We start from the raw sequence: 20,772 nt of genomic DNA on the forward strand, positions 1-20,772 counted from the left end.
TCATGGGCATTTATAGTGAGATGATCCTGCCTCGCCTGGTCCATGGGTCGATGCGCAATGCCGAACTTCTCCCCTACCGCCGGCGCGTATTGGCGCCTGCGGAGGGCCGCGTGCTGGAGGTCGGCATAGGTTCCGGCCTCAACCTGCCGCATTACCCCGAGGGCGTGACCAAGGTCATCGGAATCGATCCTTCGGCCCGCCTCGCAGCGATGGCGCGGCGCGCAGCAAGCAGCGTCGCATTCCCGGTCACCGTCACGGAGCATTCCGCCGAGGCAATTCCATTGGAGACCGGCTCGGTCGACACGGTCGTGACCACGTGGACCTTGTGCTCGATCCCACGCGTCGGCCGGGCTCTCTGCGAGATGCGGCGAGCGCTCAAACCCGGCGGACAGCTGCTTTTCGTCGAGCATGGTCTTTCACCGGACAAATCCGTCCGCCGCTGGCAGGACAGACTCACGCCGCTCTGGAAGTGCTGCGCTGGCGGCTGCCATCTCAATCGGCCGATCGGAAAGCTCATCGAAGATGCCGGGTTCAGATGCTCAGCACTCGAGACAGGCTATGCAAAAGGGCCGAGGCCAATGGTGTTCATGTATGAGGGCCGCGCATCGAACGATGGCTGATCGGTAAGCCGGGTGCAGTCCGGATATTCTGTTCACGGGAAGTTAGGATAGGCGCCCGCCAGAAACCCGCCGCCCCAATGGAAAAGCAGCGGGCTTTGAACAGGCGGCCGCATCCATGCGGAATCGACCGCCTCAACCCGTCACCCGAGCGCATGGCGATTATTCCATGGCGGGATAACGGTATGATGGGCTCATAGAAGAGAGGCTTCAGCCCCCCATCTTCTTGGCCATCGCGCAGAAGTCCGCATGCGACTTGTTAAGTGTCGTGTCGCCGCAGTCTTTCAAAACCGCTGTACGCTCATCCGGCTTCATGGCCATCCAGGCAGTCTTGAAATCCGCCTCGGTTCTCAACGTTTTCATGCCAGCGTCGGTGAAGAACGGCGACATCTTGGCCGGGTCATCGAGCGCGGATGTATTTCCGGCCATCGCGGCACTACCCATCATTGCGAGCGCAACTGCGCTCATGCAGAGCACCTTCATTTTCATTTGAATATCCTCCGGTTAGGTCCCAATGAAATGCGACCGTGATGGAAGAACGCGCAGTCATTCGAGACGTTCCCACGCGTCGCAAACAAGCAAGGCGGTTACGCCCGGATTACGGTGACCGTGCAGCCTCACGCTGCTCCAGGAGCGCTGGCTCTGATCATTAGCCACCGTAGTTCCGCCAATCTGAAGCCCGGCATCTCGATTGCTCACTAATTGCAGGCAACGACGTTAGGCCCAACGGAATGGGCATTCAGTCCAAATTGCTGGTCCTCGCGAGGCCAAATAACCTCGCGAAGGAAAGGCAAGGGCAAATGGCCGGGAAACGAGCGATTGCTGTCAAAGACTGGTCTTGCGCCATGAGTGACGAGATTGGCCGCGTGGTCTTGGCCATAAACTCGACCGAAGGTGAAACGACCTACGTTCTGATGACAACCTTCCAGGCGGCGAAAATGGCTCAGGAGCTGCGGTCGCCGAAGATGGTCCCCCGATACGACATGCAGCCAGGCCAGCCGCAAGGTTCCTAACGCATGATTGTTGAATTCGCAGGTCCGGCTGGGTCAGGCAAAACGACATGTGCGCATGCGCTCTATGAACAGTTGCGGGCTCACGGACACCCTGCAAGGATTGTTCTCACTGACCGGCGGGCTGCTCACCGATCCATGCTGGACCCCGGCGGCATTGTCACTGCGATGTGTCGAGTCGCTCGCGCGGCTGCACGCTCGATTGGCATGGCTTGTCACCCATCCGCAAATGCCGTCGACTTCAGAATTCGCGCGAACCTAGTGCACACACTGCCTCCCACAAACGTGATCTGGCGCATCAGGCTAAGTCAATACGTTCTCCGCCTTGCCCGCGCATGGCGCCAATCTGCCACCAGCGAGGAAATTCTTATTTTCGACGAAGCCTTCGTTCAGGCGGTTTCGATGCTCGCCTGCTTCAGTGAAACAGCAGATGAGACGTGCCTTGCTCACGCGCTGGATTTCATCCCCGAGTCGGACGTGGTGGTTAGAATCGACGCCTGCGAGCAACTTCTCATCGAGCGGCTTGACCGGAGACAGAAGAGCCACACCTTTGCCGAGCGTTTGTTCGAAACCGGATTGGACAAAAGGCTTCAGTCGGCCACTGTCGTGGCGCGCGTATGCGGCTTGCTGACGGCGCGCGGCCGGTGGATCATTGACGTCGACGCTAACAATCAACGTGCACTAACGCTGGCGATCGACGAAATCGAAGAGGAAATCTTGGCGAGGTACAAACGCGGCTTGCACCCGGCAGCCTATCAGCCAATTCCGTTGGATTGATTGGCGGCCTGCAACGGAATTCCAGTCACCGTCGGCAAGATGGCTGCAGCCGCCAAACATCACCGCTGCCTCTACCGCGCATGGGCAGTTCCGTCACCGTAGGTCCAGGAACAGCCGTCGGGACTTATTGGCAAGGCGGGTCTTGGTTCCCACTGGCCGGCTAGGCATCCTCCATTTGTATGGCAAGAATCTTGGGTCGGGCTGATAGGCTCGATCTCAGCCGGGGCGTTGCGAGCCTTGCTGGTCAGGCCCGGCCTGACTGGTTCTACCCCGCCAGCCTTGCCGGGCTGATTCTCCGAAGTGCCGGCCCGCTGTCGTCGCCGGCTAGGCCTCGTCGTGTTCGATCCCAACGCTGTCCCCGTCACCATGGACCTTTGTTCCGATCCCAGTCGTTGGCTTTGTCGGGCGGTAGCATTTCGGATTTCGCGTTGCTTGTCCTTGCGCGGCTTGGGACCGGGCAGATCGCGCGATGATTTAGGGTCGATTGAGCTTATCCCCGCGGTCGAACAGAATGGGCCCGAATCTCCTGTTGAGGGATGCAGCCGTCCGACTTGTAAGCGTTCGCCGCTGCTTGCCAGGGCCGACAGCGCCGGCGCGAGACTAGCAAACCATGTGGCTTGGGAGCGCGGCGGTTCGCCGTCGATGCCCGTCGTCGCCTTCATTCAACGGTTCCAGCAGCGCGGTACAATCGATCAGATCGTGAAACTGGGCGCTTGGATCAAGCCGAAGGCAGGAGCCGTAAGATCGCAGGCTTCGCAGCCCCTGCATTTTTTGCAGCCTCGCCCGACGTTCCGCTTCTCCCGGCAATGGCCGAGTTGAGCTTGTGTTCTTTTCCATCGGAGACTGCATGAGCAGCCCCTCCCTGAGGTTTCGGTCGCAGCGACGATCTTATTACTCTCGCAGCGACGATGCCATCATCCATTTGGAGGGCCAATGCCTTCGGCGGGAGCTCACGGCCGCCGATCGGACCAAGACACGGCATCCGGCGACAGGAACCTTTGCGGAAACCACCCGTTGACCCTGCTGCGAGAGGGGTCGACGATATCTGGGATCCGTTGCCTTGGACGCAAAAACTGACAGAAAAGAGCGCGAAACCGCTCCCACGGAGGAACCGCGGGCTCAGCCCCGGGCCGATCGGCAGCAACGCCCGCCGGGCGACGACAAGCACGTCGAAGACGCGCAAGCGCAAGACGCGCAGGCGAATGACGGTTCGTCCGACGGCAACAAACCCGGCCTCATCAGACGCCATCCCTATATAGCGGCGATCGTTGCCATCCTAATCCTGTTGGTCATCGCGGCCGCAGTCATCTGGTGGATCAACGCACGGCGCTATGAATGGACCGACGACGCCTTCATCGACGCCCGCACGGTGACGATCGGCGCGGAAATTGCCGGGCGCATCACCGACGTTGCCGTCACCGACAACCAGCCGGTCGAGGCCGGCGCCGTGCTTCTGCGCATCGACGACAGCGATTATCAGGCCTCGCTCAAACAGGCTGAAGCCGGCGTGGCGGCGGCGCAGGCCGAGATCGCCAACATCCAGGCCCAGACCCAGGCGCAGAACTCCAAGATCGATGTCGCCGGAAAGCAGGTGGCGCAGGCGCAGGCCGCGCTCGAATTCGCCAAATCCGAGGACCAGCGCAACCGCGAGCTGCTCGCCAAGGGCACGGCGACGCAACAACAGGCACAGCAGGCCGCTTCGACCTTGCGCCAGGATCAGGCAACGCTCGATGCCGCCAACGCCAATGCCGAGGCGGCGAAAAGCCAGGTTGCGGTTCTGCAGGCACAGGGCAAGAGCGCCGAGGCCAAGCTTCGGCAGGCCGAGGCCGCCGAGGATCAGGCCAAGACCACCCTCACCCGCACGACGATCACGGCGCCTGTCGCCGGTCATGCCACCAACATCACGGCGGCGAAAGGCACCTATGCGCAGCCCGGCCAGGTGCTGATGATGTTCGTGCCCAAGGACGTCTGGGTGAAGGCGAACTTCAAGGAGACTCAGCTCGACCTGATGCGGCCGGGCCAACCCGTCGACATCGCCATCGACGCCTATCCGGAAAAGACCTTCCATGGCCATGTCGACAGCGTCCAGGCCGGCAGCGGCACGGCGTTCAGCCTGCTCCCGGCCGAAAACGCCACCGGCAATTTCGTCAAGGTGGTGCAGCGCGTGCCGGTCAAGATCGTCTTCGACCAGCCGCCCGGCGTCTATCTCGGTCCCGGCATGTCTGTGGTGCCGACGGTCAAGGTCAGATGAGCGATGCCGCAACAGTCCAGGGCGACCAAAGCCGGTCGGCGGCCGGCGGCCGTAATCCCTGGCTTATTGCGATCGTCGTCTCGATCGCGACCTTCATGCTGGTGCTCGACACCTCGATCGCCAATGTCGCGCTGCGCAATATCGCCGGCAGCCTGGCCGCCGGCATGGACGAGAGCACATGGGTGATCACCACCTATCTCGTCGCCAACTCCGTCATCATCCCGGTCAGCGGCTGGCTCGCCAGCGTCATCGGCCGCAAGCGCTATTACATGATCTGCGTGGCCACCTTCACGCTCGCATCGCTGCTGTGCGGGCTAGCCCCCAATCTGCCGACGCTGATTGCCTTCCGCATCCTGCAGGGGCTCGGCGGCGGCGGCATGGCGCCGAGCGAGCAATCGATCCTCGCCGACACGTTCCCGCCGGAGAAACGCTCCCAGGCTTTTGCCCTCTATGGCATTGCGGTCATCGTTGCGCCAACGGTCGGCCCGACCATCGGCGGCTGGCTGACGGACAATTTCTCGTGGCATTGGATCTTCTTCATCAATGTGCCGTTCGGCATCATGTCGCTGGCGCTCGTGCAATGGCTGGTCATCGAGCCCGACATTCTCGAGCGCGAGCGCCGCGAGCGGCTGAGCAAGGGGTTGAAGGTCGACTGGATCGGCTTCATCCTGGTGGCGATGGCGCTCGGCTGCCTCGAAGTCTTTCTCGACGAGGGCCAGCGCAACGACTGGTTCGCATCGACCTTCATCACCACCTTCGCCGTGATCTCGGCGGTGTCGTTCCTGCTGCTTGTTCCTTGGGAGTGGACGAGGCGCGATCCGATCGTCGACATCCGCCTGCTTTTCAGCCGTCAGTTCGGCATGTCGTTCCTGGTCATGATGGCGGTCGGCGCGGTGCTTTTCAGCACCACGCAGCTCTTGCCGCAGCTGCAGCAGACGACCTTCGACTACACCGCCACCCTTTCCGGCCTGTCGATGATGCCGGGCGGCATCGCCATGCTGATGCTGATGCCGATTTCAGGCTTTGCCGCCGGTATCGTTCAGCCGCGCTATCTCATCATGCTGGGCATGTCGGTGGTCGCGGTCGCGCTCTGGCACACGACCTCGCTGACGCCCGATGCCAGCTTCGGCTTCTTCGCCTATGCGCGCGTCTACATGATGATCGGCCTGCCGTTCCTGTTCATCCCGATCTCGACCGCCGCCTATGTCGGCCTGCCGCCGCAGAAGACCGATCAGGCGTCCTCGCTGATCAATGTCGCGCGCAACCTCGGCGGCAGCATCGGCGTGTCGCTGTCCAACACGGTGATTGCCCAGAACGCCCAGCTCCATCAGTCGGTGCTGGTCAGCCACACGGCGCAGTCGAGCGACACCTATCAGCAGACGCTTCGCCAGGTGACGGACCATTTCGTCGCCGAAGGCTCGCCGCTGGCCGAGGCCAGGCAACAGGCCGTGGGTTGGATTGGCCAGGAGATCGGCCGCCAGGCTTCGCTGCTCGCCTATGTCGATGTCTTCTTCTATTGCGCGGTAGCGACGGCGCTGCTCGTACCGCTCGCCCTGCTGCTGCGGCCGCCGAAGTCCGGGACAGCCAAACGGCAGGACAGTCCCGCCGTGTGACAGAGCCGCTTGCAAAAGGATGCTTGTAGGTCAATGTCGATCGGGCGATGGTGCGGCAATTTGGAGGGGACTATGCGCAACATCACGATACCGGCACTGCTGGCGATAGCCGCCGTCTACGCGACCGCGGCCAATGCCTTGGACAGCTCGAACAGCCCCGTCGTGGTGACGCCGCTGGCGGCGAAGACGACGACCGCATCGGGTCAGCCGATCACGCTGCCGCAAAAGAATGTCGAGGTTCAAGTCTCGTCATACCAGATAGCCCCCGGCGCTACCCTGCCGGTGCACAAGCACCCCTTCCCGCGCTATGCCTACGTCGAGCAAGGCACGCTCAGGGTCGCCAATGTCGAGACCGGCGCCGCCAATATCTACCAGACCGGCGACTTCATCGTCGAGATGATCGGCCAGTGGCACCAGGCCACCAATATCGGCACCGATCCGGTGAAGCTGCTGGTGATCGATCAGGTCGAGCAAGGCGCCAAGAACACGATCCTGAAACAGTAGCCGGCGAGAGGCCCGCTTCGGAGCGGGCGCCCTCCTCCCGCCTTATCCCCAGGCGCCCACGGGTTGCCGCGTGGTGGCGTTCAGGCGGTTGAACGCATTGATCAGCGCGATCTGGATCACCAGGGCGGCGAGCGCCTTGTCGTCATAATGGCGCGCCGCTTCGTCCCAGACGTCGTCCGGCACCGCATCGGAACGGTCGGCCATGCGCGTCGCGGCTTCGGCAAGCGCAAGCGCCGCGCGCTCTGCGTCATTGAAATAAGGCGTCTCCCGCCATGCCGACACGGCGAAGATCCGCTCGTCCTTCTCGCCGGCCTTCTTCAATTCACGCGCATGCATGTCGACGCAGACGGCACAGGCGTTGATCTGGCTGGCACGCAGATGAACGAGCTTGCGCGTCACATAAGGCAAGCCGCCGGCTTCGGTCGACTTGTCGAGCGCCAGCAGCGCCTGCAGCGCGCCGGGAATGAGCATCACCGGGTTCTTCAATCTTGCTTCCATCATTGGTCTCCTTCAGACGTTTTTCTGCGAGCCCTGGATGCAGACGCATCAGGGGACTTGCACCTCATGTCGGCGCAAATGCCGGGGATCAGTCCTGCCCGGCGGCAACCTGCTCAAGCCGCTCCAGGATGCGTGGCCAACCGCTTCCCATGCCTTTGTAGCCAGGCTCGTCCTGCGGCCTGAAACCGGATTGCTCCATCCGCACCCGGGTGGCATCGCCTTCCGGCGTCAACGACCATGTCACCACCGTCTTCAGGCCACTGTCGGACTCGCTTCCGTCGCCCCAGCTGTAGGCGAGCAGTCTTGGCGGTTCGACCCTCAGTACCACACAGTTCGTCACGCCTGACCAGCCGGGCACGGGCTTTGCGCGAAAGGTGAAGCGATGGCCTTCGACCGGCGCGAAGTCGTTTTCCATCAGCCATTCGGCAACGAGATGCGGAAACGTCAGCGCACGCCAAACCTTGTCGGCGCCGTGTGGAATGAGCCGCTCGACGACGATCGATTTGGTTTCATCCTTCGTCGGGTCTTTGGCGATATCGTCCATGGCATCCTCCTTGTCCAATTGTTCCAACAATTTCTGCAAAGCCGCGAGACAGCGCTTCCAGCGACGGCTGGCGCGTCGATAGCTCTGCGCATCCCGAGGTCTAAAGCCCGATTGTTCCACGCGCAGATGGGTGCCGGTTTCGGTCGGCGTCAGCGTCCAGGTGACGACAGTCCTCAGGCCGGTCTTTGTGCGATCCTCTTCACCATCTCCAGGTGGCACGTCGTGCTTCCCATTCATCAATAACTCGCCAGCTATGGGTTATCTATAACCTGGCAGTTATGAATGTCAACGGCATTCTGCATCAAGCCTCGATAATCACCGCCGGACCCTGGATCGATCGTTGCGGCTTTCGCGGCAATCGCCGCGATGCTAGGGCTGGCGATCTGTTGAAACATGGATGGACATTGGTGACCGACGCCCGACTCCCCCTGATCGAAATCTGCGTCGAAGGCATTGACGGGCTGCTCGCCGCGCAGGCCGCCGGCGCCGACCGAGTCGAGCTCTGCGCCAGCTTGATCGAAGGCGGCATCACACCGAGCATGGGCACGGTGCGCGCCGCGCTCGAAAGCGCGACCATCCCCTTCCATGTCATCGTGCGACCGCGCGGCGGCGATTTCCTTTACAGCGAGGCCGAATACCGCTCGATGCTCACCGATGTCGAAGCGCTGCGCGAGCTTGGCGTCGCCGGGGTCGTCGTCGGCTGCCTGACCGCCGACGGCGCCATCGACGAGGCGCGCATGCGCGCGCTGGTTGAGGCCGCAGGCCCGCTCAATGTCACCTGCCACCGCGCCTTCGACATGACGCGCGATCCGGCCGAGGCGCTCGAAGCCCTGGTCCGCTGCAAGGTCGGCCGCGTGCTGACCAGCGGCCAGCGCGATACGGCGGTCGAGGGCGTCGGGCTTCTGGCGGAGCTCGTTCGCCAGGCCGGCTCGCGCATCATCATCCTCGGCTGTGGTGCGCTCGCCCCCGGCACGATCGGCGAGTTACGCAGGCGTACGGGACTGACTGAGATGCATTTTGCAGCACTTGCGGACGTGCCGAGCGCCATGCGTTACCGCAACCCGAATGTCGGCATGGGCGGCACCGACCTCGACCGCGAATACCGCAACACGGTGACCGATCTAGCCAAGGTGGCGGCGACAATCGCGGCCGCGAAGGCCTGATGGCAAGGACGATGACCAAGCAAATGCTTTCGATCGAACGCGTCTCGCCGGCCGACGAGCCCGCCATCCTCGCGCTCAACAACGAGCATGCGGCGGAGCTGTCCTGGCTCGAGCCGGAACGGCTTTCATTCCTGCTCGGGCAAGCCTTCTACACCCGCCGCATCGGCGCGCTCGAAGCCTTCATCATGTGCTTCGACCAGGACGCAAGCTACGACAGCCCGAACTTCCTCTGGTTTCGCGAGTGCTATCCGCGCTTTGTCTATGTCGACCGCGTCGTCGTAGCAGCGGACGCCCGTGGCCGCGGCCATGCCCGACGGCTCTACGAGGATCTGTTCGAGCATGCCCGGCGCGCCGGCCATGCGATCGTCACCTGCGAGGTCAACGCCGATCCGCCCAATCCGGCATCCGACGCCTTCCACGCAGCGCTCGGCTTCGCCGAGGTCGGCGATGCGGTGATCCACGGCGGCAAGAAGTCGGTGCGCTATTGGGCGAAGCCCATCGTCGCCTGAAGATGCTTCCGAAGCCGCTGGCAAGGACAACAAGCCGCAGCTAATATGGCCGTTCCGCTGCTTGGGGGCGACGTCATGGCGAGCAATGTCTTCCGCTTCGACGAAAGCTGGGACATCCCTGAAGGCACGCCCCAGGAAGTTTGGGACGTGCTCTCGGACGCCGAGCTCCTGCCGCTCTGGTGGGGCGATGCCTACAAGGAGGTCGAGCCGCTCGACAGGAAGGGCAAGGGCGTCGTCGGTGCGCGCGCCAGGGCGAGAGCGCGCGGCGCCCTGCCCTATGAGCTGAACTTCATCATCCAGGCGGCCGAGCTCGAGCCCGGCCGGCTGGTGGTGGTCAAGACCTTCGGCGACTTCGACGGGCTCTGGCGGGCGGAGCTGTCGCCGTCCGGACGAGGCACGCATGTCGACCTTATCTGGCAGGTCACCGTCGAGAGGCCGATCCTCAAGCTGCTGGCGCCGATTCTGAGGCCGGCCTTCGCCTGGAACCATCGCTGGACGACGCCGCGCGGCGAAGCTGGGCTTCGCCGCTATCTCACCGCGCAGAAGGCGGCCACGCCAGCCTGAGAGCGCTCACCAATTGCGGTTGAGCCAGCCGCGCGCTGGCTTTTCAACGATGTAATAGCTGCAGAGCGCGCAGGCGAATACAGCCGCCAGCATCGGGATCGCCGCGCTCCCCTTCTCATCGACGAATTTGTAGAAAGGCTGCTGCCAGAGATAAAGCGAATAGGACCACAGGCCGAGCATTACCATCGGCCGCGACGACAACGGCCCCGTCAGATAGCCGCCCGCGAAGTCGAGCGTGTTGACGGCGAGCGCCAGCAGCGGCACGCCGACAAGATAATGGATCGTGGTCGGCACCGGATCGAGGAACAGCAACACGCCGCCAACCGCCGCCGCAAGCGCCACATGCTGGTTTTGCAGGAAAGCCGGCAGGCGCCCGTCGGCCTTGAGCAGGCAGATCGCCGCGGACAGCAGGATCGAGGCGATATGCACGTCGCTCCGCCAGTAACTGGTCTCGTAGCCCATGCCGAGAACGCCGTAGGAAATAGCGCCGTTGGCCATTGCCAGCAGCGCCAGCACCACCAGCAGCCGCACGACATTCGCCCGACCGGTAACCACCACGCTGATCAGCGCCAACAGGATATAGGAATGCTCCTCGACGCAGAGCGACCAGATGTGGTCGAGCGCGCCGGCGCGGGTGATCAGGACGCCGGCGTAATTGTAGGTGAAGGTCAGCGCCGTCAGCGCCGCTTTCCACTTGAAGGCGATGAAGGTTCCGGTCAGGCCGATCATGGCGGCAATCACGAACATTAGCAGCGATGGATAGATGCGCGAGAAGCGGCGCTTGAAGAATTTCTTCAGCGGAAAGCGCTCGATGAACAGGATTTCGCCCATCAGCCGGCCGCTCAGCACGAAGAAGAACTCGACGCCGAGCACGCCGAGATTGAGCCCTGGGACAGGAAAGAAATGGCCGACCAGCACCATGGCGATCGACAGGCCTCGCCAACCGTCGAGATAAGCCAGTCTTGCCCTGGCTTCCCTGTCGGTCGCGGCCCGCGGCAGGACAACGGACGCTGCGGAGATGTCGGTCATACCGTGCCTTCGCGACTCGAGGTCCGCATGCGAAACATTGCCCGCACCCCGGACCATCTGGTATTCCCGCCGGATTTATTTTGCAGTGCGGGATAACTTTGTGCAAGTGCGAAGCCGCAACTCGACAGGCGTTTGCGGCTAAACCATTGCCGCAGCGAAAGAAAAAGGGGCCGCGACGGCCCCTTCTTTCATGCATGGCGTCGCCGTTCAGGCGTTGGCAGCGGCCACGGCGCGCTTGGCCATCACCGCGATCAGATTGGCGCGGTAATCGGCGGAAGCATGGATATCGCTCATCAGCCCCTTTGCCGGCACTTTGAGGCCGCCGAGCGCCGCGACGTCGAAATTCTTCGCCAGCGCCGCCTCGATCTCCTTGGAGCGGAAGACGCCGTCCTCGCCGGCGCCTGTCACTGCCGCCCTCACCCCGTCCTTGCCCTTGGTCACGAACACGCCGACGATGGCGTAGCGCGAAGCCGGGTTGCGGAATTTCTGGTAGGCCGCCTTGGCCGGAGCGGTAAAGCTCACCGCCGTGACGATCTCGCTGTCCTTCAGCGCTGTGTCGAACAGGCCCTTGAAGAATTTGTCCGCCGCAATCTCGCGCTTGTTGGTGACGATCGTCGCGCCCAGCGCCAGCAATGCCGCCGGATAGTCGGCCGCCGGATCGTTGTTGGCGATCGAGCCGCCGATCGTGCCCTTGTAACGCACCGCCGGGTCGCCGATCAGCGATGCCATATGTGCAAGCGCCGGGCAGGCCTTCTTCAGCTTCTCGTCGGTGGAGACGTCGTAATGCGTCGTCGCCGCACCTATGGTCACGGTCTTGCCGGACACCTTGATGCCCTGCAGGTCCTTCAGCCGCGAGACATCGACGAGGTCCGACGGTGCCGCGAGCCGCGTCTTCATCGCCGGGATCAGCGTCATGCCGCCGGAGAGCAGCTTGGCGTCGCCGTTCTTCAGCAGCCTTGCGGCGTCGGCGACGGAGGAAGCGCGATGGTAGTTGACGGAATACATGTCTCTTTTCTCCCTTCGGGGAAAAAGCGAATAGGGAGTAGCGAATAGCGAGTAGGATTATCTATCCGCCGCATCACTCTCCTCTTCCCTATTCGCTACTCCCTATTCGCTATTCGCTTTTCAATGCTTCGCCCTAATGGCCGACCACACCGTGGCGGGCGACGCCGGCATGGCGATGTCGACGACGCCGAGCGCATCTGTGATGGCGTTGATGACCGCCGGCGGCGAACCGATGGCGCCGGCCTCGCCGCAGCCTTTGACGCCGAGCGGATTGCCCGGGCACGGCGTGTTCGAGGTCGAGACCTTGAAGGACGGCAGGTCGGCCGCGCGTGGCATGGTGTAGTCCATGTAGCTTGCCGTCAGGAGCTGGCCGCTGGCGTCGTAATGCGCGCCTTCCAGCAACGCCTGGCCGACGCCCTGGGCGATGCCGCCATGCACCTGCCCTTCGACGATCATCGGATTGATGATGTTGCCGAAATCGTCGGCCGCGACGAACTGGATGATCTCCGTCATACCGGTTTCCGGATCGATCTCGACCTCGCAGATGTAGCAGCCGGCCGGGAAGGTGAAGTTGGACGGATCGTAGAAGGCCGTCTCCTTCAGCCCGGGCTCCATGCCCGCCGGCAAATTGTGGGCGGTGTAGGAGGCAAGCGCCACCTGGAACCAGGGCAGGCTCTTGTCGGTGCCCGCGACCTTGACCTCGCCATTCTCGATGACGATGTCGCCCTCGTCCGCCTCCAGCAGATGCGCGGCGATCTTCTTGGCCTTGGCCTCGACCTTGTCGAGCGCCTTGACGATGGCCGACATGCCGACGGCGCCGGAACGCGAGCCGTAGGTGCCCATGCCCATCTGCACCTTGTCGGTGTCGCCATGCACGATCGAGACGGAATCGATCGGCACGCCGAAGCGCTGGGTGACCAGTTGCGCGAATGTCGTCTCATGGCCCTGGCCATGGCTGTGCGAGCCGGTGAGCACCTCGATCGTGCCGGCGGCATTGACGCGCACCTCCGCCGATTCCCAGAGGCCGACGCCGGCGCCGAGCGAGCCGACCGCCGATGACGGCGCCAGGCCACAGGCCTCGATATAGCAGCTCATGCCAATGCCGCGCAGCTTGCCCTGCTTGGCGGCGTCGGCACGGCGCTTGGTGAAGCCGGCATAGTCGGCGGCCTTCATCGCCGCATCGAGCGAAGCGTTATAATCGCCCGCGTCATAGTTCATGATGACCGGCGTCTGGTGCGGGAAGGACGTGATGAAATTGCGGCGTCGGAGTTCCGCCGGCGACACGCCAAGCTCGCGCGCCGCGGTCTCCATCGTGCGCTCGAGCACATAGGTGGCCTCCGGCCGCCCAGCCCCGCGATAGGCATCGACGGGCGCAGTGTTGGTATAGACGGTGCGCACACTGGCGTGGATCGCCGGGATGTCGTACTGGCCCGACAGCAGCGTGGCGTAGAGATAGGTCGGCACGCAGGACGAGAACAGCGACATGTAGGCGCCGAGATTGGCTATCGTATCGACCTTGAGGGCGGTAATGCGGTTGTCCTTGTCGAAGGCCATCTCGACCGTCGAGACATGGTCGCGGCCATGCGCGTCCGACAGGAAGCTTTCGGTGCGGTCGGCCACCCATTTGACAGGGACACCGGTCTTCTTCGATGCCCACAGGCAGACGATCTCTTCCGGATAGATGTAGATCTTGGAGCCGAAGCCGCCGCCGACATCGGGCGCGATCACGCGCAGCTTGTTTTCCGGCGCGACGTTGTAGAAGGCGCTCATCACCAGTCGCGCGACATGCGGGTTTTGCGACGTCGTCCAGCAGGTATAATGGTCTTCCGCCTTGTCGTAGTGCCCGAGCGCCGCGCGCGGCTCCATCGCATTCGGCACCAGCCGGTTGTTGACGATCTTCATGCGCGTGACATGGGCCGCCGAATTGATCGCCGCGTCGGTCGCCTTGGCGTCGCCGAGCTCCCAGTCGAAGATCAGATTGTTCTCGGCCTCGGCATGGATCTGCGGCGCGCCGGGTTGAATGGCCTTCGTGGCATCGACCACGGCCTTCAGTTCCTTATAGGTGATCTCGACCGCTTCGGCCGCGTCGCGCGCCTGACCCTTGGTGTCGGCGACGACGACGACCACGGCGTCGCCGACATAGCGCACCTTGTCGACAGCGAGCGGCGACCACGCGCCCATCTTCATCGGCGTGCCGTCCTTGGAATGGATCATCCAGCCGCAGATCAGATTGCCGATGCCGTCGGCCTTGAGCTCCTTGCCCGTCAGGACGCCGACGACGCCCGGCATGGCCTGCGCCTTCTTCACGTCGATCTTCTTGATCTGCGCATGCGCGTGCGGGCTGCGCACGAACACCGCGTGCTTCATGCCGGGGACCACCATGTCGTCGACATAGCGGCCGCCGCCGGTGATGAACCTCTTGTCTTCCTTGCGCGCCACGCGGGCGCCCACGCCTTCGATACCCATTGCGGAAATTCCTCCGGAATTTAGGGGAGTAGTGAGTAGCGAATAGTGAGTAGGAAAAGATTGGAGTAGAGGTCGGTCACAGAGACGCCGACCATTCGCTACTCACTACTCACTACTCACTATTCGCTACTCACTACTCACTCATCTCACGCTGCCTGCTTCGCCTTGCCCTTGGCGCCCTTCGACATCGTCTTCGATGCGGCGAGGATCGCCTTCACGATGTTGTGGTAGCCCGTGCAGCGGCAGATATTGCCATCGAGCTCGGCGCGTACCGTCGCCTCGTCGAGGCCTTGCGGGTGGCGCGCGATCATATCGGTCGCCGCCATGATCATGCCCGGCGTGCAGAAACCGCATTGCAGCCCGTGATGCTCCTTGAACGCGGCCTGAACCGGATGCAGCTCGGCGCCGTCGGCCAACCCTTCGATGGTGACGATGGTCGAGCCCGAAGCCTGAACGGCGAGCATGGTGCAGGACTTCACCGCCCGGCCGTCGACATGCACGACGCAGGCGCCGCATTGCGAGGTATCGCAGCCGACATGCGTTCCGGTGAGGCCCAGATGTTCTCGCAGGAAATGCACCAGCAACGTTCGGTCTTCGGTACTACCGCTGACCCGTTTCCCATTCACAGTCAACGACACGTCCGACATGCAGCCTCCCTGGGTATTAACCTTGGTCCTCGCCTTGCCGATGCCGTGCCTGTGCTTCGGCAGCGCGCTATTTGCGTACCGTACAACGCGCAAAACAGTGCTGCCAGCGCTGCGTCCCTTGTACTTTCGGTCATGGCCGACAAGCTGTTGAGCATGCCGCCCGGCCCATTGCCAAATCAGGGATTGAGGGCAAAGATGCCCTCGACGCGAAGCGTGCCTGACACGCATAAGAAAAGACACGCATAAAACAGCGTTGGAGGAAATTGCGGAGAAGGCGGCTGGCCAGTTCTAGCACACGCTATGCATCGGGCCTTTCGGCGCTCACCACGGATGAGCCCGACCCGAATGTTTTTGCCCGGGCCATCGCGGCCGAAGCCGCAATCGTCGACGCCGGCTTCGCGCTTTTGTTCTTCTCCCAGAGCTTGGTCGACGCGGCAGCGCTCGCACAGGCGTTGACGGTACACGCGCCGTCGCTTGCCTATGCCGGCTGCTCGACCGCCGGCGAAATCACGCCGCAGGGGCTGGAGGAAGGACATGTCCTTGCCCTGCTTTTGCCGTCGGCATCGTTTTCGACCGTCTCCACCATGGTCGAGAACCTCTCCTCGTCGGGCATGGACCGGATCACCGGCGAGGTCGCCTCGCTGCGGCGCCTGCTGCGCGGGCGCGTCGGCCAGGATCGGGCCAAGAACATATTCGCGCTCTGCTTCATCGACGGATTGTCTTATGCCGAGGAAGCGGTGACCTCGGCCATCCACTGGGGGCTGGACGACATTCCGCTGATCGGCGGCTCGGCCGGCGACGACCTGAAATTCGAGACGACCAGGCTGATCGCCAACGGCACGGTCGCGTCCGACAGCGCCATCGTCGTGCTGGTCGCGACCGAGATCCCCTTCCACGTCTTCAAGACCGACAATTTCATTCCGACCGACGAGAAGCTGGTGGTGACGGCGTCCGACCCGGACCACCGTGTCGTGCGCGAGTTCAACGCCACCAACGCGGCGGAAGAATATGCCGCCTCCGTCGGCATCATGCCGCAGACGCTGACGCCGCTGAGCTTTGCCTCGCACCCCGTGGTGGTGAAGGTCGGCGGCGAATATTACTGCCGGTCGATCCAGCGCATGCACCCCGACGGCTCGCTGTCGTTCTTCTGCGCCATTGACGACGGCGTGGTGCTTTCCATCGCCCAGCCCAAAAACATGGTCGAAGCGACGCGCACCGCTCTCCAGGACGTCGAGCATCGGCTTGGCGGCATCGACATGATCCTCGGTTTCGACTGCGTGCTGCGCCGGCTCGACGCGCGCAACCGCCAGGTCTTTCGCGACATTTCCGAGCTCTACCGGACCAACAAGGTGATCGGCTTCGGCACCTATGGCGAGCAGTATCGTTCGATGCACCTCAACCAGACCTTTACCGGCATCGCCTTCGGCGAGCGCCAGGCGGCCGAGTGAGCGTTGATGCCGCTTCGCGACATCGACGACCTCGAAAGGCTGAAGAAGATCAACGCCGCGCTGGTCAGCCGCGTCGAGCGCTCGATGGACCAGCAGGGCAACGCCTTCTCGCTGTTCCAGACCGCGATCTCGCTGGAAAACCGGGTGCGCAACCGCACCGAGGAACTGCATGCGACGCTGCGCCGGCTCGAACAGTCGAACATCGACCTCAGCGCGGCGAAGGAGAGCGCCGAGCTGGCGAACCTCTCCAAGACCAGGTTTCTCGCCGCCGCCAGCCACGATGTGCTGCAGCCGCTGAATGCCGCGCATCTCTCGGTCTCGGCGCTGGCAGAGGTCCAGGCCAGCGATGAAGGCAGGAAGCTGGTGCGTCAGGTCGAGCGCTCGCTGGAGACGATGGAAGACCTGCTGCGCACCCTGCTCGACATCTCCAAGCTCGACGCCGGCGTGGTGCAGCCCGAGATCGGCGATGTCAGCCTGGAGGCGCTGTTCTCCTCGCTGCGCTCGGATTTCCTTCCGGAAGCGGCAAAGAAAGGCCTGTCGCTTAAATTCCGCCCCGTCAATGTCGCGGTACGTTCCGACCGCACGCTGCTCAGGCGTATCCTGCAGAACATCCTCTCCAACGCGCTGCGCTACACCCGCTCCGGTGGCGTGCTGGTCGGCACAAGGCATCGCGGCGACACCATCCGCATCGACGTCGCCGACACTGGTTGCGGCATCCCCGAGGACCAGCGCGAGGCGGTGTTCGAGGAATTTCACCGCGGCACCTCCACGCTTGCCGATGCCGGGCTCGCCGGCGGGCTCGGTCTCGGCCTGGCCATCGTGCGCCGCATGGCGGCCGCCCTCGGCCACCCGGTGACCTTTTCCTCCAAGGTCGGGCGCGGCACCATCTTCCATATCGACGTGCCGGTCGGCATGGCCGCGGCCGAACCGGCGATGGCCGCCGCCGACATGGAGCGGCCGCGCGGCTACGGCCTGTTCGGGACCAAGGTGCTGTTGGTCGAAAACGACGCCGACGTGCTCTCGGCAATGACCTCGCTGCTCGAGCGCTGGCAATGCCTGGTGCGCGCCGCGACCTCGACCGACGATGCGCTCGACCTGCTCGGCGACACCGCCTGGGTGCCCGACATCGTCATCGCCGACCAGCATCTCGACGGCGGCGACCTCGGCACGTCAACGATCGCCGACGTGCGCGACTATCTCGGCCGGACCGTGCCGGCGCTGATCGTCACCGCCGACGGCTCCGAACCCGTCGCCAAGGCCGCCCGCGCCGCCGGCATAGAGCTGATGCGCAAGCCGCTGAAACCGGCGCAATTGCGGGCGCTCTTGGCGCATTTGCTGGCTTAGCTGATATACTTGGGGAATTTCATTTTGAGAGAAGATCGATCAATCAGCCGTGAACGGAGAGACGTTTGACCGTCTACGATGATGAAATCAGAGAATCATTAGAAGCTCTTTTTTTGTCAGGGGAATTGGTCGACTTGGGTGACTCCTCCCACTTTTTCCGACTGCTGGAAAGGAGTTTTCCCGTCTCCGGATCAAAGATCGATTGGATTAAGCTCCCAAAAAGGGCAACAAAAGGCACCGAGGACGACCTCGATTTCGCGCGGTTCTTTGAGGAAATCGCCTCAGAACAGGAGCTTTTTGGAGACGTTATATATGTTGGAGATAGCTTGACCGATCTTGCGCTCAAGTCTCACATCGACATCATGATCGATATTCTGCCATTACTCATAGAAATACCTCAGCACCACTATTTCATAGATTCGGAATATAGATGGTGCATATGCCTCAGCATGGAAGGAGACATGGACTTTGGCATAAGTCCATACGTACATACTGCTTAGTGAACTAAGTTCGCATGAAACCGCCTCCGCTAAACGGTCTCAAAACCCCGCCTGGTCCCGAAACAGCTCCGCATTGTCGAGCTTCGACACCTCGATCACCGCTTGCGTCCGGCTATAGACGTTGAGCTTGCGCAGGATCTCCGAGACATGCGCTTTCACGGTTGTCTCGCCCACCTGCAGCTCGTAGGCGATCTGCTTGTTGAGCATGCCTTGGCGCAGCATCTGCAGGACCCTCAGCTGCTGCGGCGTCAGCCTGGCAAGGCGCTGCACCATGTCGGCGCGATCGGTGCTGTCGGGGTCCGGCGGCTGGCCCTCGTAATTTTCCGGCACATAGACCGCGCCATCCATCACCGAGCGGATGGCGGCGGCAAGATCGCTCTTGCGGGCCGATTTCGGGATGAAGCCGGCGGCGCCATAGGAAAGCGCCTCGGAGATGATCTTCGGCTCCTCATAGCCCGACACGATCACCACCGGCAGCCGCGGATAGCGGGTCCTTAGCTGCAACAGCCCCTCGAAGCCATGCACGTCGGGCATGCTCAAATCGAGCAGCGCGAGGTCGAACGGCTTGGCGTCGGCAAGAAGCTCGATCGCTTCCCCGATCGAACGCGCCTCGACCGTGTCGACGTCCGGATAGGCCATCTGCACGGCGCTGTGCAGCGCCTCGCGAAACAGCGGGTGGTCGTCGATGATCAGGAAGCGGGCGCGATCGTTGATGGCGGTCATTGCTCAGGATCAGGCATCGGTTCGGTTTCAGCCGGCACAGGATAGTCTCGTGACCATGGCCAGATTATTGGCAAATAGTATATCGCCCAATGGTACAGGGCATTGTCCGTGAAATGACAGGGCCAACATGTTCGCGGCCATAGAGCCTTGCTCGTCCGTCGAAATCGGCTGAAGGTGCGGACGATTCATGCCAGCACGGAGACCGCCCATGCCAGAGTTCGTCCTTCCGCCCCCGGCGATTGCCTCGGTTGCCGTCGCAGGGTCGGCGGAGCGGTTTGCCGTGCGCCGCATCTTCTGCGTCGGCCGCAATTACGCTGCGCATGCGCGCGAGCTCGGCAATGACGAGCGCGACCCGCCCTTCTTCTTCACCAAGCCGGCCGACGCGGTGGTCGACAGCGGCGCCGAGATCCCCTACCCGCCGCTGACCTCGAACCTGCACCACGAGATCGAGCTGGTCGTGGCCGTCGGCAAGGCCGGCTTCCGCGTTCCGCGCGAAGACGCGCTTGCCCATGTCTGGGGCTATGGCGTCGGCGTCGATCTGACCCGCCGCGACCTGCAGGACCAGGCCAAGAAGGCGGCGCGGCCCTGGGATTGGTCGAAGGCGTTCGACCAATCCGCGCCTTGCGGGCCGCTGGTTCAGGCCGCGAAATCGGGGCATCCGGAAAAAGGCCGCATCTGGCTTGCCGTCAACGGCGCGGTGAAGCAGGACGGCGATCTTGCCGAGCTGATCTGGCCGATCGCCGACATCGTCGCTATCTGCAGCGAGGCGGTCGAGCTTCGGCCCGGCGACCTGATCTTCACCGGCACGCCGGCCGGAGTCGGCGCGGTCCAGGCGGGCGACAGGATTACCGGCGGCGTCGACGGCATCGGCGAGATCGCGGTGACCATCGGGCAGCCGAGGCGATGAGCGATCTCGTCCTTCACAACTACTACCGCTCCTCCACCTCCTACCGGGTGCGGATCGCGTTGGAGATGAAGGGCCTGAGCTACATCTATGTGCCGCACCACTTGCGCCATGGCGAGCATCTCGAGCCCGCCTATCGCGCCGTCAACCCGCAAGGGCTAGTGCCGGCGCTGGTTCTGGACGGCGGCACGCTTCTGACCCAGTCGCTGGCGATCATCGAATATCTCGACGAGATCCGGCCGGAGCCGCCGCTGCTGCCGAAGGATGCGCTGGGTCGGGCACGAGTGCGGATGCTGGCGCAGATGATCGCCTGCGACATCCATCCCGTGAACAATCTGCGCGTGCTGACCTCGCTGCGCAGTTTGTTCGGCGCTGGTGACGAGGATGTCGTCAACTGGTTCAGGCATTGGGTGAACGAAGGTTTCCAGCCGCTTGAGAAGATTCTCGCTTCGTCGCCGCAGACCGGCACCTTCTGCCACGGCGATGCGCCGGGCCTTGCCGACATCTGCCTCGCCGCCCAGGTCACCAACAATGCCCGCTTCGGCGTCGACATGGCGCCCTACCCGGTGATTGCGCGCATCAACGCCGCCTGCATGGCGCTGCCGGCGTTCCAGAAGGCTGCGCCGCAGAACCAGATCGATGCCGAGTAACGAACT

General features: G+C 63.1%; 22 protein-coding genes and 1 pseudogene. 14 read left to right on the plus strand and 9 right to left on the minus strand.

All coding sequences use genetic code 11. The features are described from left to right. Window positions 1-2: 2 nt before the first annotated feature. A complete protein-coding gene (locus tag FJ425_RS09800; protein ID WP_140723007.1) occupies window positions 3-620 on the plus strand; it encodes a class I SAM-dependent methyltransferase in 618 nt (205 codons plus the stop codon). Between the two features lie 207 nt (window positions 621-827). On the opposite strand, the gene FJ425_RS09805 is transcribed toward FJ425_RS09800, so the two are convergent. Then, window positions 828-1,106: a hypothetical protein gene (locus FJ425_RS09805; RefSeq protein ID WP_140723009.1), complete on the minus strand. Its 279-nt coding sequence runs from the start codon at window positions 1,104-1,106 to the stop codon at window positions 828-830. Between the two features lie 242 nt (window positions 1,107-1,348). Here FJ425_RS09805 and FJ425_RS09810 point away from each other — a divergent pair, with 242 nt between their 5' ends. From FJ425_RS09810 to FJ425_RS09835, 5 genes are all read left to right on the plus strand, one after another. After that, complete coding sequence (locus tag FJ425_RS09810) at window positions 1,349-1,630, plus strand: hypothetical protein (protein WP_181175858.1); 282 nt, start codon at window positions 1,349-1,351, stop codon at window positions 1,628-1,630. Window positions 1,631-1,912: 282 nt separating this feature from the next. Further along, entirely contained in the window at window positions 1,913-2,404 is a 492-nt protein-coding gene (locus FJ425_RS09815; protein ID WP_140723012.1) for a hypothetical protein, read from the plus strand. A 1,060-nt stretch (window positions 2,405-3,464) separates the two neighbouring features. Further along, window positions 3,465-4,655 (plus strand): HlyD family secretion protein, encoded by a 1,191-nt coding sequence (locus tag FJ425_RS09825; RefSeq protein WP_140723015.1) that lies wholly within the window; start codon window positions 3,465-3,467, stop codon window positions 4,653-4,655. After that, entirely contained in the window at window positions 4,652-6,268 is a 1,617-nt protein-coding gene (locus FJ425_RS09830; protein ID WP_140723018.1) for a DHA2 family efflux MFS transporter permease subunit, read from the plus strand. The genes FJ425_RS09825 and FJ425_RS09830 overlap by 4 nt, the downstream gene beginning before the upstream one ends. A gap of 72 nt (window positions 6,269-6,340) precedes the next feature. Beyond that, window positions 6,341-6,772, plus strand: a complete 432-nt coding sequence (locus FJ425_RS09835) for a cupin domain-containing protein (RefSeq protein ID WP_140723021.1) — start codon at window positions 6,341-6,343, stop codon at window positions 6,770-6,772. A 42-nt stretch (window positions 6,773-6,814) separates the two neighbouring features. On the opposite strand, the gene FJ425_RS09840 is transcribed toward FJ425_RS09835, so the two are convergent. The 3 genes and pseudogenes from FJ425_RS09840 to FJ425_RS31795 all read right to left on the minus strand — a co-directional run. After that, entirely contained in the window at window positions 6,815-7,270 is a 456-nt protein-coding gene (locus FJ425_RS09840) for a carboxymuconolactone decarboxylase family protein (protein ID WP_140690264.1), read from the minus strand. An 88-nt stretch (window positions 7,271-7,358) separates the two neighbouring features. Beyond that, the gene (locus FJ425_RS09845; RefSeq protein ID WP_210241690.1) at window positions 7,359-7,814 is read right to left on the minus strand and encodes an SRPBCC domain-containing protein; all 456 of its coding nucleotides are present in this window, start codon (window positions 7,812-7,814) and stop codon (window positions 7,359-7,361) included. An 81-nt stretch (window positions 7,815-7,895) separates the two neighbouring features. Beyond that, window positions 7,896-8,051, minus strand: a pseudogene (locus FJ425_RS31795) (hypothetical protein); the annotation flags it as partial. A gap of 170 nt (window positions 8,052-8,221) precedes the next feature. On the opposite strand from FJ425_RS31795, the gene FJ425_RS09850 reads away from it, so the two are divergent. From FJ425_RS09850 to FJ425_RS09860, 3 genes are read left to right on the plus strand one after another with little or no spacing between them, the layout of a single operon-like run. Further along, on the plus strand, window positions 8,222-8,977 hold the full coding sequence (locus FJ425_RS09850) for a copper homeostasis protein CutC (RefSeq protein ID WP_246677907.1): 756 nt from the start codon (window positions 8,222-8,224) through the stop codon (window positions 8,975-8,977). Between the two features lie 11 nt (window positions 8,978-8,988). Beyond that, window positions 8,989-9,486 (plus strand): GNAT family N-acetyltransferase, encoded by a 498-nt coding sequence (locus FJ425_RS09855; protein WP_140723030.1) that lies wholly within the window; start codon window positions 8,989-8,991, stop codon window positions 9,484-9,486. A 45-nt stretch (window positions 9,487-9,531) separates the two neighbouring features. Continuing rightward, window positions 9,532-10,050: an SRPBCC family protein gene (locus FJ425_RS09860; RefSeq protein WP_246677908.1), complete on the plus strand. Its 519-nt coding sequence runs from the start codon at window positions 9,532-9,534 to the stop codon at window positions 10,048-10,050. A gap of 6 nt (window positions 10,051-10,056) precedes the next feature. Here FJ425_RS09860 and FJ425_RS09865 read toward each other — a convergent pair whose 3' ends face one another. The 4 genes from FJ425_RS09865 to FJ425_RS09880 all read right to left on the minus strand — a co-directional run bounded on the left by FJ425_RS09865 (window position 10,057) and on the right by FJ425_RS09880 (window position 15,197). Next, entirely contained in the window at window positions 10,057-11,079 is a 1,023-nt protein-coding gene (locus FJ425_RS09865) for an acyltransferase (RefSeq protein WP_140723033.1), read from the minus strand. Between the two features lie 207 nt (window positions 11,080-11,286). Further along, window positions 11,287-12,084 carry a xanthine dehydrogenase family protein subunit M gene (locus FJ425_RS09870; RefSeq protein ID WP_140723036.1) on the minus strand — a complete coding sequence of 266 codons (798 nt, stop codon included), beginning with the start codon at window positions 12,082-12,084 and terminating at the stop codon, window positions 11,287-11,289. Window positions 12,085-12,204: 120 nt separating this feature from the next. Next, window positions 12,205-14,550 carry a xanthine dehydrogenase family protein molybdopterin-binding subunit gene (locus tag FJ425_RS09875; RefSeq protein ID WP_140723039.1) on the minus strand — a complete coding sequence of 782 codons (2,346 nt, stop codon included), beginning with the start codon at window positions 14,548-14,550 and terminating at the stop codon, window positions 12,205-12,207. A gap of 146 nt (window positions 14,551-14,696) precedes the next feature. After that, a complete protein-coding gene (locus FJ425_RS09880; protein WP_140723042.1) occupies window positions 14,697-15,197 on the minus strand; it encodes a (2Fe-2S)-binding protein in 501 nt (166 codons plus the stop codon). A 263-nt stretch (window positions 15,198-15,460) separates the two neighbouring features. On the opposite strand from FJ425_RS09880, the gene FJ425_RS09885 reads away from it, so the two are divergent. The 3 genes from FJ425_RS09885 (at window position 15,461) to FJ425_RS09895 (ending at window position 18,489) form a co-directional block, all read left to right on the plus strand. Beyond that, on the plus strand, window positions 15,461-16,645 hold the full coding sequence (locus FJ425_RS09885) for an FIST signal transduction protein (RefSeq protein WP_246677909.1): 1,185 nt from the start codon (window positions 15,461-15,463) through the stop codon (window positions 16,643-16,645). A gap of 6 nt (window positions 16,646-16,651) precedes the next feature. Then, a complete protein-coding gene (locus FJ425_RS09890) occupies window positions 16,652-17,989 on the plus strand; it encodes a hybrid sensor histidine kinase/response regulator (RefSeq protein WP_140723045.1) in 1,338 nt (445 codons plus the stop codon). Window positions 17,990-18,054: 65 nt separating this feature from the next. Further along, a complete protein-coding gene (locus tag FJ425_RS09895; protein WP_140723048.1) occupies window positions 18,055-18,489 on the plus strand; it encodes a hypothetical protein in 435 nt (144 codons plus the stop codon). 39 nt (window positions 18,490-18,528) lie between these two features. On the opposite strand, the gene FJ425_RS09900 is transcribed toward FJ425_RS09895, so the two are convergent. Beyond that, a complete protein-coding gene (locus tag FJ425_RS09900; RefSeq protein ID WP_140690233.1) occupies window positions 18,529-19,212 on the minus strand; it encodes a response regulator transcription factor in 684 nt (227 codons plus the stop codon). Window positions 19,213-19,420: 208 nt separating this feature from the next. Between FJ425_RS09900 and FJ425_RS09905 the strand changes: the two genes are divergently transcribed. Then, entirely contained in the window at window positions 19,421-20,119 is a 699-nt protein-coding gene (locus tag FJ425_RS09905) for a fumarylacetoacetate hydrolase family protein (RefSeq protein WP_140723050.1), read from the plus strand. Continuing rightward, the gene (maiA, locus tag FJ425_RS09910) at window positions 20,116-20,766 is read left to right on the plus strand and encodes a maleylacetoacetate isomerase (RefSeq protein ID WP_140723053.1); all 651 of its coding nucleotides are present in this window, start codon (window positions 20,116-20,118) and stop codon (window positions 20,764-20,766) included. The genes FJ425_RS09905 and maiA overlap by 4 nt, the downstream gene beginning before the upstream one ends. The last annotated feature ends 6 nt before the right edge of the window (window positions 20,767-20,772 follow it).

The sequence above is a fragment of the Mesorhizobium sp. B2-7-2 genome (genome assembly GCF_006440775.1).
Lineage (GTDB): Bacteria > Pseudomonadota > Alphaproteobacteria > Rhizobiales > Rhizobiaceae > Mesorhizobium.